This is a genomic window from Methylobacterium sp. PvR107, assembly GCF_017833295.1.
Taxonomy (GTDB): Bacteria; Pseudomonadota; Alphaproteobacteria; order Rhizobiales; family Beijerinckiaceae; genus Methylobacterium.
The window spans coordinates 838,612-852,596 of the sequence record NZ_JAFIBW010000001.1; the positions used below are offsets into that span (position 1 = coordinate 838,612).

The 13,985-nt window shown below is 71.6% G+C and carries 14 protein-coding genes; 7 read left to right on the plus strand and 7 right to left on the minus strand.

What is annotated here, in order from left to right; all coding sequences use genetic code 11:
• Positions 1 to 29 precede the first annotated feature (29 nt).
• Genes flgA through flgF form a run of 3 tightly spaced genes read right to left on the minus strand, consistent with a single transcriptional unit; the run spans position 30 to position 2,743 of the window.
• Entirely contained in the window at positions 30 to 1,163 is a 1,134-nt protein-coding gene (gene flgA, locus JOE48_RS03770; RefSeq protein ID WP_210027782.1) for a flagellar basal body P-ring formation chaperone FlgA, read from the minus strand.
• Positions 1,164 to 1,197: 34 nt separating this feature from the next.
• Positions 1,198 to 1,989: a flagellar basal-body rod protein FlgG gene (gene flgG, locus JOE48_RS03775; protein WP_210027785.1), complete on the minus strand. Its 792-nt coding sequence runs from the start codon at positions 1,987 to 1,989 to the stop codon at positions 1,198 to 1,200.
• A gap of 13 nt (positions 1,990 to 2,002) precedes the next feature.
• Positions 2,003 to 2,743 (minus strand): flagellar basal-body rod protein FlgF, encoded by a 741-nt coding sequence (flgF, locus tag JOE48_RS03780; RefSeq protein ID WP_210027787.1) that lies wholly within the window; start codon positions 2,741 to 2,743, stop codon positions 2,003 to 2,005.
• Positions 2,744 to 2,998: 255 nt separating this feature from the next.
• Here flgF and fliL point away from each other — a divergent pair, with 255 nt between their 5' ends.
• The 5 genes from fliL to JOE48_RS03805 all read left to right on the plus strand — a co-directional run bounded on the left by fliL (position 2,999) and on the right by JOE48_RS03805 (position 6,903).
• Positions 2,999 to 3,541 (plus strand): flagellar basal body-associated protein FliL, encoded by a 543-nt coding sequence (gene fliL, locus JOE48_RS03785; protein ID WP_210027788.1) that lies wholly within the window; start codon positions 2,999 to 3,001, stop codon positions 3,539 to 3,541.
• Positions 3,542 to 3,602: 61 nt separating this feature from the next.
• Positions 3,603 to 4,820, plus strand: a complete 1,218-nt coding sequence (fliM, locus tag JOE48_RS03790) for a flagellar motor switch protein FliM (protein WP_210035542.1) — start codon at positions 3,603 to 3,605, stop codon at positions 4,818 to 4,820.
• 19 nt (positions 4,821 to 4,839) lie between these two features.
• The gene (locus JOE48_RS03795; protein WP_210027790.1) at positions 4,840 to 5,346 is read left to right on the plus strand and encodes a DUF6468 domain-containing protein; all 507 of its coding nucleotides are present in this window, start codon (positions 4,840 to 4,842) and stop codon (positions 5,344 to 5,346) included.
• The gene (locus JOE48_RS03800) at positions 5,343 to 6,194 is read left to right on the plus strand and encodes a MotE family protein (protein ID WP_409518555.1); all 852 of its coding nucleotides are present in this window, start codon (positions 5,343 to 5,345) and stop codon (positions 6,192 to 6,194) included. The genes JOE48_RS03795 and JOE48_RS03800 overlap by 4 nt, the downstream gene beginning before the upstream one ends.
• 109 nt (positions 6,195 to 6,303) lie before the next feature.
• Positions 6,304 to 6,903 carry a cysteine hydrolase family protein gene (locus JOE48_RS03805; protein WP_210027793.1) on the plus strand — a complete coding sequence of 200 codons (600 nt, stop codon included), beginning with the start codon at positions 6,304 to 6,306 and terminating at the stop codon, positions 6,901 to 6,903.
• Positions 6,904 to 7,160: 257 nt separating this feature from the next.
• Here JOE48_RS03805 and JOE48_RS03810 read toward each other — a convergent pair whose 3' ends face one another.
• The 4 genes from JOE48_RS03810 to JOE48_RS03825 are packed head-to-tail and all read right to left on the minus strand — an operon-like array spanning position 7,161 to position 11,527.
• Complete coding sequence (locus JOE48_RS03810) at positions 7,161 to 8,459, minus strand: leucine-rich repeat-containing protein kinase family protein (protein ID WP_210027801.1); 1,299 nt, start codon at positions 8,457 to 8,459, stop codon at positions 7,161 to 7,163.
• Between the two features lie 3 nt (positions 8,460 to 8,462).
• A complete protein-coding gene (locus tag JOE48_RS03815; protein ID WP_210027803.1) occupies positions 8,463 to 8,654 on the minus strand; it encodes a DUF1192 domain-containing protein in 192 nt (63 codons plus the stop codon).
• 12 nt (positions 8,655 to 8,666) lie between these two features.
• Positions 8,667 to 9,887 (minus strand): phosphopentomutase, encoded by a 1,221-nt coding sequence (locus JOE48_RS03820; protein ID WP_210027805.1) that lies wholly within the window; start codon positions 9,885 to 9,887, stop codon positions 8,667 to 8,669.
• Between the two features lie 2 nt (positions 9,888 to 9,889).
• Positions 9,890 to 11,527 carry an ABC transporter ATP-binding protein gene (locus JOE48_RS03825; protein ID WP_210027807.1) on the minus strand — a complete coding sequence of 546 codons (1,638 nt, stop codon included), beginning with the start codon at positions 11,525 to 11,527 and terminating at the stop codon, positions 9,890 to 9,892.
• A gap of 90 nt (positions 11,528 to 11,617) precedes the next feature.
• Between JOE48_RS03825 and JOE48_RS03830 the strand changes: the two genes are divergently transcribed.
• Positions 11,618 to 12,994 carry a CoA transferase gene (locus JOE48_RS03830; RefSeq protein ID WP_210027810.1) on the plus strand — a complete coding sequence of 459 codons (1,377 nt, stop codon included), beginning with the start codon at positions 11,618 to 11,620 and terminating at the stop codon, positions 12,992 to 12,994.
• A 37-nt stretch (positions 12,995 to 13,031) separates the two neighbouring features.
• A complete protein-coding gene (locus tag JOE48_RS03835) occupies positions 13,032 to 13,946 on the plus strand; it encodes a lytic transglycosylase domain-containing protein (protein ID WP_210035545.1) in 915 nt (304 codons plus the stop codon).
• The last annotated feature ends 39 nt before the right edge of the window (positions 13,947 to 13,985 follow it).

A 13,985-nucleotide genomic window follows, 5' to 3' on the forward strand; every position in this document is an offset into this window, starting at 1 on the left:
GTACTCTTCGACGCGGACAAGACGGGTGCTCAGCGTAGGGAGGCGGTGGCCTGGACCTGCGCGGCGGCACCCGGCTGGGTCGTGGGACTCGGGCTCACCGAGACCCGGCCAGGCCCGATCACGGTGGTCTGGAGGACCTTCTTGGAGGTCACGTTGACGACGTTGACGACCGCGCCGATGCGACCGCTCTCGTTGGCGATCCCACGCATCTGCAGGCTGATGCTCGGCGTCTCATAGACGATCGTCACGTTCTCGCCCCGGGCGACCAGCTCGGGCGGCGCCGTGTCGGACACCCGCAGCACCGTGCCGGCCGACAGCGCGTGCTGGGCGACCTCCCCGAGGATCGCGGAGGCGCTGGCCTGCGCGTCGGCCGCGACGGCGTCGCGCGGGCGCCGTTCCAGGGTGAGGTCGCCCTCTCTGACCGGCTCGCCGCGGTTGAGCGCGCGGGCGAGAACGGCGACTTCGCGCATCTCGATGACCACGCCCGAGACCCGTAGCGAGGCCTGGCGTTCGCCCAGGCTGACGAGGCCCGCGACACGGCGGGAGCGCGGGTCGTAGCTGAGGTCGAGGGCCGTGGCCTGGCCCTCGAGATCAACCGGCGCCAGCAGGGTCGGACCGTCGCCGTCGAAACGCACCGCGACGGTGCGCGGGTCGAGTGAATAGCCGGTTTCCAGGCCGTGCTTGAGCGCGGCCTCGATCTCCGGCGGGCCGAGGCGGCGGGCGGCGCGCTGCACGGCGATCTGCAGCCGGCCTCCGGTCTCCAGGCCGGTGAGGCCGAGCGCCGTGGCCGCTTCGACGATCCGGCGGGTCTGGATTGTTCCGGTCGCGCCGAGCGCGGGGGAGCGGAACAGCGGGCGGGCCGCGAGCGTCGAGGGCGCGCCCTCGATCAGGTCGGCGAGGGTCAGGACGTCGCCGCGGGCGGTCACGTCCCCACGCAGGTGCAGGCCGTCGGCCCGGGCCATCGCGGGGATCGCGAGCACCCCGAGCACCGCGACGGTCAGGACGGCGAGCATGGCGCGCAGGACCACGGCCGTGCCGAGCGGGACGACCCGTGGCCGGGGACGGCGGACGATCGGGCTGAGGTCGCTCTCGTATGACGCCGTGCTGACGAGGGGCAGACCGACGGTCGCGAAGGCGGGATCGGGGAGCATGCGGGCATACATGATCAGGGACCTGGAGCGGGCGCGGGCTGCGCGCTTAGCTGCGGAACATCTGGGTGGTGGTGGAGAGCATCTGGTCGGCGGCGGTGACGACCTTGGAGTTCATCTCGTAGGCGCGCTGCGCGGCGATCAGCGACGAGATCTCCGTAACGGCGTTGACGTTCGCCTCCTCCAGGTAGCTCTGCTGGAGGTTGCCGAAGCCCTCGGCGCCCGCCAGGCCGCTGATGGCCGGGCCGGAGGCGGCGGTCTCGATGAACAGGTTGTCGCCGATCGACTCGAGGCCGACCTTGTTCACGAAGCGCGAGAGCTGGAACTGGCCGAGTGACTGCGGCGCCGTCTGTCCCGGCAGCGTCGCCTGCACGGCGCCGGTGGCGCTGATCGTCACCGCGGTCGCGGTCTGCGGCACGGTGATCGCCGGATCGAGCAGGTAGCCGTCGCGGGTGACGAGCTGGCCCTGGGCCGAGAGGTCGAAGGAGCCGTCCCGCGTGTAGGCGGTCCGGCCGTCCGGCATGGTGACCCGGAAGAAGCCCTCGCCACGGATCGCGACGTCGTAGTCCTTCTCCGTGGAGGAGAGCGTGCCCTGCGACATGACCCGGGCGGTCGAGGTCGTTTTCACGCCCGAGCCGAGGGCGAGGCCCGCGGGGAGCTGCGTGTTCTGCTCCGAGGTCGAGGAGCCCGCGCGGCGCAGGTTCTGATAGAGCAGATCCTGGAAGTGCACCTGCTGGCGCTTGTAGCCGGTGGTGCGCAGGTTCGCGATGTTGTTCGAGATGACCTGGACGTTGAGTTCCTGGGCCGCCATGCCGGTGGCGGCGGAGTAGAGGGCGCGCATCGGTCAGGCCCCCTTACGCGACGTCGGCGAGGCGGCGGATCGCCGTGCCCCGCAGATCGTCGAGGCGGGAGATCATGCTCGACACCATGGCGTAGGAGCGGTTCACGTCCATCAGCCGGGTCATCTCGATGACCGGGCGGACATTCGAGCGCTCCAGCGCGGCCGGCTCCAGGCGGCCGTCGATCCCGGCTGGGCGTGCCGGATCCGGCGAGGCGTAGAGGTTGGCTCCTTCGTTCGTCAGCCGCTGCGGGTTGGCGAAGGTGACGAGCTTGATCTTGCCGCGGATGCCGAGATTGGTCGACACCGTGCCGTCGGGCCCGATCGCCAGCCCGGTCTCCTGCGGGTTGATGCTGATCGGGCCGCCGTCACCCACGACCTTGTTGCCGTCGCTGGTCACGAGCGTGCCCTGGGCGTCCAGCTCGAACGCGCCGTTGCGGGTGTAGCGCTCGCCCTGGGGCGACTGCACAGCGATGAAGGCAGAGCCCTTGACGGCGACGTTGAGCGGGTTGCCGGTCTGCTCGACCGGACCCTGCCCGAGGTCGAGGGCGGTGCCCTGGTCGATGACGTAGGAGAGGCGCCGGTCCGGCCGGGCGAAGGAATCCGCGCTCGCCACCGGCATCAGGTATTCCTGGAAGCGGCTGTTGCGGGCCTTGAAGCCGGTGGTCGACACGTTGGCCATGTTGTTGGCGATCACGTCCAGCTCGCGCTGGAGCGCCATCTGGCTCGACACGCCGACGAAGAGGGCATTCTGCATCGTGGACTCTGGGACTCGTGCGCCGCGGTGGCGGCAACGATCCTTTCAGCATGCGCTGTGCCACGTGACCGGATGGAAATTTGCTCAGCATCTGGAGTGGCTTATCCGGAAGTAAGCCGGCCGGTCCGGCCGGTCCGGACCGCGCCACGGCAAACCTGACTCGGCAGGAATTGCCCGCTTAACGGCGCGTTAACCCTGATGCTCCGATATCCGGTTGTACCCGGCGCGCGGACTTCCGCGAGAGAGCATTATTCCATGGCCAAGAAGCCCAAGAAGGCCTCCGCCGAGGAAGGCGAGGCCGGAACAGCCGCCGCCCCGAAGGGCAAGAAGAAGCTCATCATCATGGTGGCCGTCGCTCTCTTGGTGGTGGGCGGCGGTGCGGGCGCCTACATGATGATGGGCCGCGGCGGAGGCAACGGTGAGGGCAAGGAGGCCGCGGAAGGCGGTCACGGCGGCGGCCACGGGGCCGCGCCGGACGGCAAGAAGCAGGTCGTCTTCCTCGACGTGCGCGAGCTGCTCCTGAACCTCAGCCCCGATATGCCGCAGGATAAGACGAAATACGCCAAGGTCCGCCTCTCCCTCGAACTCAAGGACGCCAAGGTCGAGGAGGAGGTGAAACCTCTGATGCCGCGCGTCGAGGACGCGCTGCAGGTCTACATGCGCGAGCTGCGCGCCAGCGACCTCACCGGCTCGGTAGGCCTGTTCCGGCTGCGCGAGGAGCTGCTGCGCCGCGTCAACATCGCGCTCTATCCCGCCAAGGTCGAGGCCGTGCTGTTCAAGGACGTGATCGTCCAATGATCCGGCCCGAGATCCTCTCACGCCGCGCGCAGGCCGCGCGCCAAGGCTTGACCGAGCACGCCTGATGGAACCCGAGGACGAACTTCCCGAAGACGACTGGTCGGCGGCGCTCCTGGAGCAGGGCGCCGAGGGCGGCGACACGTCGCTGGCCGAGGAATGGGGCGCGGCGCTCGCCGAGCAGGGCACCACGCGCAACGCGGGCGACGTCGCCGCCGAATGGGCGACGATGATCGAGGACGGGGAGAGCGACAACCTCCCCGAACTCGCCGGCAACGACCGGGTGCTGAACCAGGACGAGATCGACGGCGTCCTCGGCTTCTCCATGCGCGAGCTCTCGGCCTCCGGGGCCGGGGGCGTGCAGGCCATCGTCGATTCGGGCGTCGTCCAGTACGAACGCCTGCCGATGCTGGAGATCGTCTTCGACCGGATGATCCGGTTGCTGTCGACCTCCCTGCGCAACCTGTTCCAGGACAACGTCGAGGTGACCCTCGACAACATCACCTCGGTGCGCTTCGGCGACTATCTCAACGCGATCCCGCTGCCGACGCTGCTCGGCGTGTTCCGGGCCGAGCAATGGGAGAATTCCGGCCTCGTCACGGTCGATTCGAACCTCGCCTACGCGACCTTCGACCTGCTGCTCGGCGGCAAGCGCGGCGGCTTGTCGAGCCGCCTTGACGGACGGCCCTTCACCGCCATTGAAATGACGCTGGTGCGCCGCCTCGTGGAGATCGTCCTGGGCGACCTGGAGATGTCGTTCCAGCCGCTCTCGCCCGTGACCTTCGGCATCGACCGGATCGAGACGAACCCACGCTTCGCCACCATCACGCGGCCGGGCAACGCCGCGATCCTGATCAGCCTGCGCCTCGACGTCGACGGACGCGGCGGCATGCTGCAGATCCTGTTTCCCTACGCGACCATCGAGCCGATCCGCGAACTGCTCACCCAGAGCTTCATGGGCGAGAAGCTCGGCCGCGATCACATCTGGGAAGGCCATCTCGCCACCGAGATCTGGCAGGCCGACGTGACCATGGAGGCGGTGCTGCACGAGATGATGCTGCCCCTGAAGCAGGTCATGAGCCTCAAGGTCGGCGAGACGCTGATGTTCGAAGCCAAGCCGTCGGACCTCATCACCGTGCGCTGCGGCGACTGGGCGCTCACGCAGGGGCGGATCGGCCGGGTCGACGGCCACATCGCCGTCCAGGTCACCCGGCCCCTGCGCCGGTCACGCACGACCATCCAGGCCTACGAGGCCTCGATGAACAACCGGTCGGACAATTAGGGCCGATGAGGGTCCCGGCATGAGTCTCTTCGTCACCCTCGCGGCCGACATCCTGGTCGCCGTCCTCCTCGCGGCGACGATCGTCACCTCCTTGCGTCTGTCGGGTCGGATCGGCCAGATGAAGGGCGACGAGGCGGCGCTCCGCCAGACGATCGGCGACCTGATGGTGGCGAGCGGGACGGCCGAGCGCGCCATCGCGGGCCTGCGCGCGGCCATCGACGATGCCGACCGTACCCTCAATGCCAGCCTCGATGCCGCAACCGCCCGGTCCGCCGAGCTGAAGCTGCAGGTCGAGGCGGGCGAGACCGTGGTGTCGCGCATCGGCGCCATCGTGGCGCAGATGCGCGCGGTGCCGGCCCGTCCGGAGCCGGCATCCGCTCCCCAGGTCGGGGCTGAGCCCGAGCTTCAGCCCCTGCGCCGACCGGAGCCGTCGAGCCCGAACGGGGAGCGCCTCGGGGCCGCCGCCGCGGCTGCGCTCGCCATGAGCGAGCGCGCCCTCGCCCGCGTCCGGGCGCGCGCCGCGTGACCGGAGTCAAGGCCCCGAAGGTCCCGCCCCCGAAGCCGGATCCCGAGGCGAAGCTGCGCCGCGCCGGCGAAGCGCTGCGCCGCTTGCCTCCCAAGCCGGCGCGGCCGGCGCGGCTGCGCCTCATCAACGCCGTCGCCCTCGCGGCGGGTGGGCTCCTCGTGCTCAAGCTCCTCAGCCTGCTGCAGGCCGGCCTGCCGGAGAGCGCCGCGCTGCCGGACTACAGTCGCGCGGTCGCCAGGGCCCGAACCGGCTACGAGCCGTCCGACCCGGTCACCACCGGGTCCGTGGGCGCCAAGGAGGAGCCGGCCGCCGCGGCCGCGAAAGCTCCGGTCACGGCCCCGCCGCAGCCTGCGGCCCCTCCCTCGGTCTCGCCCACCGAGCGCGCGCTGCTGGAGAAGCTCGGGGCCCGGCGCGATGCCCTGCGCCAGAAGAACGAGGAGCTCGACCTGCGCGAGAAGATGCTGGGCGAGGCCGAGCGGAAGCTCGAGACCGGGCTCGGCGATCTCAAGAAGGCCGAGGACAAGGTCGATTCCGTCGCCAAGGCGAAGGAGGAGGCCGAGAAGCAGGGGCTCAAGAACATCGTCACGATGTACGAGGCGATGAAGCCCAAGGATGCCGCCCGGGTGTTCGACCGGTTGGGCCACGAGGTTCTGGTTCCGATCGTGCTGGCCATGAACCCGCGCAAGATGGCCGAGGTGCTGGCCGTGATGCAGCCCGAGACCGCCGAGCGCCTGACCGTGGCGCTCGCCAACCGGGCCCGCGGCGCCGGCGGCCCGCAGGCGCTGGCCGGCTCGGGCCTGCCGGCAAGCGAGCTGCCGGCGATCGATCCGGGGCCGCCGGCGCGCTAGGTCCCGGTGCGCGCCGATTGGCAATGGTGCGCTCCCACCCATCCGTCGTAAGGGTCAAGGGCCACAGAGATGGCGGCCGCGGCCCGCGCGGCACCATGGGAGAAGCCGGATGTCCGATCTCGCGACTTTGCGCGGCCTGTCAGGCCTCAGCCCCGAGCCGGCCGGGCTCAAGGGCTCGGCGCTCGTCATGATCGACCTGCAGCAGACCTATCGCGAAGGCGTCATGCGCCTCGAGGGGGTCGAAGCCGCGATCCGCGAGGCGGCGGACCTGCTCCGGCGGGCCCGCGAGGCCGGAATCCCGATCCTCCATGTCCGCCACGATGCCGGGCCGGGCTCGCCTTACGACGTCACGGCTCCGATCGGCCAGATCAGCCCGGAGGTGGCGCCGCAGGGCGACGAGCCGGTGATTACCAAGGCCTATCCGAGCTCGTTCGTGGGAACTGACCTCCAGGAGCGGCTGGAGGCGGAAGGCGTGAAGGACGTCCTGCTCGCAGGCTTCATGACGCATATGTGCGTCAACTCCACGGCGCGCAGCGCCTTCAATCTCGGGTTCCGCCCCACCGTCGTGGCCTCCGCCACGGCGACGCGCGACCTTCCGGCGCCGGACGGCAGCGTGGTCCCCGCCGCTCAGCTTCAGGCCGCGAGCCTCGCCGCGCTCGGCGACCTGTTTGCCGTGGTGGCCCGCAGGCAGGCCGACATTCCGGGTTGAGGCGTCGCCTTCGTAAAAAGCCTGAGCTCACGGGGCTTCCCCCGGGAAGGGCCGAGCTCCCCGTCATCCCGGGGCTGCGCAGCGGAGCCCGGGATCCAGACCCGCGGACCTGCCAGACCTTGCACGAACGGCGGTTCTGGATGCCGGGCTCGCCTTCGGCGCCCCGCAATGACGGTGACGTACGGAATCACAGGCGCTGGGACGCGACCAGGTGAGGTCGATGTTTCGATGGAGCTGCCGTACTCCGTAGCGACGGCTCAGGCCGCCGCCCGCCCGATCATGGCGATGACCTCCGGAAGGCCCGGGCGCCGCGCCGGATCGGCCTGCTTGCAGGCCCGTGCCAAAAACCGCAGGCTCTCCGGCGGCGCGGTGCATTGGTCGAGCAACTCACCCATCAGGATGCCGATCGCCCGGACCTCGACCTGCATCAGCGCCGAACCGGTTTCCCCCGATGGAAGGACCGAGGCCGCTCCGAGATCGCTGAGCACGGCCGCACCGGTTGCGCCATCCCAGAGGGTGTTGTGGGCATAGACGTCGCCGTGGAGGAGGCCGCGGCCATGAAGGTGCGCCACCGCCTCCGCCACCGCCCGGGCGATGTGCAGGACCTGCGCCGGGTTGAGGCGCACGCCTGGCGCATAGACGTCGCGGCTGCAGCTCGCGAGGCTCGGCGGGCCCGCAAGCACGCGCCAGTGCTGGGGCAGGAGCCGCAGGACCAATCCCTGCGCGCCGTCTGGATGCCCGTCGATCCGGCCGAGGGCGCCGGTCAGCGCCGGATGCGTGCCGGCGGCGAGGCAGGCGTCCATCTCGCGCTCGGGCAGGCCGTCGCTGGTCATCGCGCCCTTGAACAGCTTGAGCGCCACCTCCTGCGCGCCGACCGGGCTCGTCCACACGGCCCTATAAACCTGGCCCGATGCCCCCTCCCCGAGGAGATCGCCGACCGTCAGCGCCGCCCACGGCACTCGGGCGCTCCCCGCAGGCTCCGTCTCCGGCTCCGCGGGGTTGCCCGCATAGGCGATCCAGGCGAGTCTCGGCAGCCGCGCCAGCCAGGACGGAAGCGCGTCGAACCGGTTGCAGGACAGGCGGATCAGCTCGAGATTGTCCGCCGCCGACAGGCTGTCGGGCAATGCCGTGATCCGGTTGCCGGACAGCATCAGCTTCTGCAGCAGCGGCCGTTCCCCGAGCTTGTCGGGCAGGTGCGCGATGTGGTTGTCGGTCAGGGTCAGCCAGCGCAGGTCGCGTGGCAGCGCGTCCGGCGGAACCTCGCGGATGCCGCAGCCGCGGAACCCGAGCTGGCTGAGCGTCGGGCAGTCGCCCAGCACCGGCGGCAGGCGCGTGAAGGGGTTGCCGGAGCCAAACAGCACCCGCAGGCGCCGCAGGCGTCCGAGATCGGCCGGCAGGTCGGAGAGGCTGCCGCGGCCGAGATCCAGAACTTCGAGGGTGTCGGCGAGGTCCAGCACCTCCCGGGGGAATTCGGTGAGCCCATCGGGCAGTCGCACCTCCCGCGCGCCGCCGAGGTCGCCGCGCCGGAGAGCGGCGAGCGTGTCTGTCCGGTCCAAGCCTCAGCCCCGCTTGAAGAAGGCGTCGGCCGCACCCTGCGCCGCCTGCTTGGCCGCCCGCGCCGCCTCGATCCGGGCGATCTCGGCCCGCAGGAGCGCGACGCGCGCGTCGAGATCCGAGAGCGAGAGCGTGTCCAGAGGCTGCCCGATCTCGTGAGCGACGGCCTTGCGCGGCCGGTCGTCATCGTCCCGCATCGTGTGTACTCCCTACAGGAACGGTCGTCCGGCGCCGTCCCAGGGCAGGCCGAGATGGGCCGCCACCGTGGCACCGATATCCGCGAAGGTGTCCCGCCGCCCGATCGCGCGTCCGGCGATGCCGGGGCCGAAGGCCAGAATCGGGACCTGCTCGCGGGTGTGGTCGGTCCCCGGGCAGGTCGGGTCGTTGCCGTGATCGGCCGTTACCACCGCCAGATCGCCGGGCCGGAGGGCGGCCAGGATCTCCGGGACCCGGGCATCGAAGGCTTCAAGCTCCGCCGCGTAGCCCGGCACATCGCGGCGGTGGCCGTGCTCCGTGTCGAAATCCACGAGGTTCACGAAGACGAGGCCGCCCTCCGGCAGGTCCTTGAGCGCGCCGAGCCCCGCCGCGAGGCAGGCCGCGTTCGGGCCCGGCTTGATCTCGCGGCCCGTGGCGCGGTGGGCGAAGATGTCGCCGATCTTGCCGATGCTCACCACGGCGTGGCCCGCCGCCTCAGCCCGGTCGAGCAGGGTGCGGCCGGGCGGCGCCACGGCGAAATCCTTGCGGTTGCCCGTCCGGCGGAAGCCCGCATCCGCCGAACCGACGAACGGCCGGGCGATCACCCGGCAGACCCGGTAGGGATCACAGAGCCGGCGGGCGGTGCGGCACAGCGCGTAGAGCCGCTCCAGCCCGAACGCCTCCTCGTGGGCGGCGATCTGGAACACGCTGTCGGCCGAGGTGTAGCAGATCGGCTTGCCGGTCCGTAGGTGCTCGGCCCCGAGCGCCTCGATGATCGCCACGCCCGGCGCGTGGCGATCGCCCAGGATGCCCGGCAGCTGCGCCTGCGCGACGAGCGCCTCGGTGAGCTCTGGCGGGAAGGCCGGCCGGGTATCCGGAAAATGGCCCCAGGGCTCCGGCAGCGGCAGGCCGGCGATCTCCCAATGGCCCGAGGGCGTGTCCTTGCCGGCGGCCGTCTCCACGGCGTGGCCGTAGGCGCCGCCCGGCGCACCGTCCGGCGCCAGGCCGGGTGGGATCCGGCCCGACGCCCCGGCAGCCGCGAGCCCGAGACCGAGCGCGGCGAGATGCGGAAGCCGCAATGGGCCGGCGCGCAGCCCGGGCCGGTCGCCGCGTCCCGCCGCGCAGGCTTCCGCGATGTGCCCGAGCGTGTCCGAACCGGCATCGCCGTAGGTCTCGGCATCCGGGGCGCCGCCGATGCCGACGGAATCGAGGACGATGAGGAGCGCGCGCGCCACGGTCAGGCGGGCTCCAGCTCGGTGGGCGCGTCGCTGTCGAGGGCGAAGGCGGCCTTGAACAGGGCCTGCGTGTAGGCGGTCTGCGGGCTCGCGAAGATCGTCTCCGCAGGGCCCTCCTCGACCACCCGGCCGTTCTGCATCACCACCACGTAGTTCGCCAGCGCGCGGACCACCTTCAGATCATGACTGATGAACAGGTAGGCTAGGCCGCGCTCGCGCTGGAGATCGCGCAGCAGGGTCACGATCTGGGCCTGGACAGACCGGTCGAGGGCCGAGGTCGGCTCGTCGAGCACGACGAAGCGCGGATTGAGCACGATGGCCCGGGCGATGGCGATGCGCTGGCGCTGGCCGCCGGAGAATTCGTGCGGGTAGCGGTCCATGGCGGCCGGGTCGAGGCCGACATCGCTGAGGGCCTTCGACACCACGGCGCGGCGCTCGGCTCGGGAACGCACGGCGCCCTGGACCACCAGCCCCTCGGCGACGATGTCGGCCACTGACATCCGCGGCGAGAGCGAGCCGTAGGGATCTTGGAAGACCACCTGCATGTCCTTCCGCAGCGGGCGCATCTGCGCCACGCCGTAGCCGTCGATCGCCTTGCCGAGGAACACGATCGGGCCTTCCGAGCCTGTCAGCCGCAGCAGGGCGAGACCGAGCGTGGTCTTGCCGGAGCCGGATTCGCCGACGACGCCCACGGTCTCGCCGGCTCGCACCCGCAGGGACACCCCGTCCACCGCCTTGACGTGGCCGGTGACGCGCCGGAGCAGGCCGGTCTTCAGCGGGAACCAGACCTTGAGCGGCCCGGCCTCGACCAGAGACGGGGCATCAGGCGGGACGGGATTTGCGCGGCCCTTCGGCTCGGAGGCGATCAGGCGCCTTGTATAATCGTGCTGCGGGTTCGCGAACACCGCCCCGGTGGCACCGGCCTCCACGATCTTGCCCTTCAGCATCACGCAGACCCGGTCGGCGATCCGCTCGACGATGCCGAGATCGTGGGTGATGAACAGCATCGCCATGCCGAGGCGCTTCTGAAGATCGGCCAGCAATGCCAGGATCTGGGCCTGCACGGTGACGTCGAGCGCCGTGGTCGGCTCGTCGGCGACCAGCAGGTCCGGCTCGCAGGCCAGCGCCATGGCGATCATCACCCGCTGGCGCTGGCCGCCCGAGAGCTCGTGCGGGTAGGCACCCATGCGGCGCTCGGCGTCGCGCAAGCCCACGAGCTCCAGGAGTTCCAGGATCCGGCGCCTTGCCGCCTTGCCGGTGAGGCCGCGATGGAGGCCCAGCACCTCGCCGATCTGCCGCTCGATCGCGTGGAGCGGGTTGAGCGACGTCATCGGCTCCTGGAACACCATGGTGATGTCGGCGCCGCGCACGTCGCGCATCGCGCGCTCCGGCAAGCCGGCGAGGTCGCGCCCCTTGAACAGGATCCGGCCCTCTTGGCGCGCCGCCCCGTCAAGGAGCCGCAGGATCGCCAAAGCGGTCACCGACTTGCCGGATCCCGATTCGCCGACCAGCGCCACGGTCTCGCCGCGGCGGATCGTGAAGGCGATACCGTCGACCGCCCCGGTCTCGCCCGCGCGGGACCTGAAGGCGACGGACAGGCCCTCGACGGCGAGGAGCGGCTGGTTTTCGGCCTCTGACATGCATCCCTTATAGCGCGCGTGCGCCGCGGCCCTAGTGTCTCCGGCGGCGAGGGTGATCCGCCCGGACACGCAGACCCGCGGGAGATCGGCATGACGGCTGGGGCCGAGGCATTCGCCGTACGGATCTGGGACGCCCTCGGGGGACCGCCCCGCGCCCTCGACCGCCTGGATATCATCGGCACGGCCGCCCTGCCCTCCGCCTTCGCGGTCACCGAACTGGCCGCCGGCTCGATCGGTGCGGCGGCGCTGGCGCTCGCGGAGATCGCGGGTGGGCGCGGACCGGTTCGCGTGGATCGAAGGCTCGCGGGGCTCTGGTTCGCGACCTCGCTGCGGCCGGAGGGCTGGACCGTGCCGGCGCCCTGGGATCCCGTCGCCGGCGATTACGCCACCCGGGACGGCTGGATCCGCCTCCACACCAACGCCCCGCACCACAGAGCCGCAGCCGAGCGGGTGCTCGGGGGGCAGTCGGATCGCGCCGGCATGGCCCAGGCCGTCGCAGGCTGGGCAAAGACCGAGCTGGAGGCCGCGATCCTGGCCGAGGGCGGCTGCGCCGCCGAGATGCGCGGGCTCGCCGAGTGGGCGGTACACCCGCAGGGGCGCGCGGTGGCGGCCGAGGCGCTGGTGGCCAGCGAGCCGGCCAGCGACCGGACGGGATCGTGCTGGGCGCCGCCCCCGGATCGGCCGCTTGCGGGCCTGCGGGTGCTCGACCTGACCCGGGTGCTCGCCGGGCCGGTTGCGACGCGCTTCCTCGCGGGCTTCGGGGCCGACGTGCTGCGGATCGACCCGCCCGACTGGAATGAGGCCGCCCTGGAGCCGGAGGTGACGCTGGGCAAGACCTGCGCCCGTCTCGACCTGCGCCAGACTTCCGGTCGCGAGACCTTCGAGGCGCTGCTCGCCGGGGCGGACGTGCTCGTCCACGGTTACCGGCCCGGAGCCCTGGACGGGCTCGGCTACGGCGCGGCGGCGCGGCGGGCGCTGGCGCCCGGCCTCGTCGAGGTCTGCCTCGACGCCTATGGCTGGACCGGGCCCTGGGCCGGACGGCGCGGCTTCGACAGCCTCGTCCAGATGAGCTGCGGCATCGCGCAGGCCGGCCAGGACTGGCGGAAGGCCGAAGCACCGGTGCCGCTGCCCGTTCAGGCCCTCGACCACGCGACCGGCTACATGATGGCCGCCGCGATCCTACGGCTGCTGGCGCGCCGGCTTTCCGACGGGACCGGCGGCCAAGCCCGGCTCTCGCTCGCCCGGACGGCGGCGCTTCTGGTCGCGGCGGGGCCGGGAGCCCCCGACCGGCCGCCCGTTGCCGGGGCGGTCGAAGACCTCGCCCCGGAGGTCGAGGCGACGGCGTGGGGGCCGGCGCGGCGCCTTCGGCCGCCCGCGACCGTGCCCGGCGCCGCGATGAGCTGGGCCCGGGCGGCGCGCCGGCTCGGCGACGATGCCCCGGCCTGGGCGGCGGACCGGATGGATTGATCCGCAACCGGAGGTCGCTACAAGCGCCGGTGTGACTATCTCACGCCTGCGCCTCGGCGCGCTGCTCGCCCTCCTCGGCTTCGCCTTCGTGCATCCGGCGGCGTCCGCTTCTTCCGAAGGGGCCACCGAGACCGTCGAGCAGGCGCTCTGCCGGCTCATCGACGAATCCGCCAAGGCCCGCGGACTGCCGGTGCCGTTCCTGACGCGGCTGATCTGGCGCGAGAGCAGCTTTCGCGTCGGCGTCGTGAGCCCCGCGGGCGCACAGGGCGTCGCGCAGTTCATGCCCGGGACCGCACGGGAGCGGGGCCTCCTCGACCCGTTCGACCCGGAACAGGCGATCCCGCACGCTGCCCACCTGCTGGCCGACCTCAAGACGCAGTTCGGCAATCTCGGGCTGGCGGCAGCGGCCTATAACGGCGGCGCGACGCGGGTCAGCAAGTGGCTCGCCGGGGATGGCGGGCTGCCCGCCGAGACCCGCGCCTATGTGGTCGCCATCACGGGCGCCCCGGTCGACGACTGGCGGACCGGACCCGCCAAGGCGATCGAGTACCCGGAGGGCGGCGCGCCCGAGAAGCCGGAGAAGCCCGAGACGAAGGAGGCGAAGGCAGAGGCGCCCAAAACCTGCCTGCAGGTCACCGCCAGCCTGCGGATCCCGGCCCGCGGCGACCGGTTCGCGCTGGGGCTCAACGAGGGCCCGGCGGCCCCCTGGGGAATCCAGCTCGCCGGCAACTTCTCCAAGGCGCTCGCCCTTCAAAGCTTCAACCGTGCCCGGAGCAGCTATGCGGGCGTGATCGGCGAGGTGCGGCCGATGATCATCGGGACGCGCCTTCGCAACCGCGGGACCCGGGCCTTCTACCGGATTCGCATCCCGGCGCAGAGCCGGCAGGCGGCCGACGACCTGTGCGGTCGGATCCGGAAGGTCGGCGGCGCCTGCATCGTGCTGCGAACCTGATTTTCCGGTGTTCGCCGCGGGACCGTCATCAATCCGCCC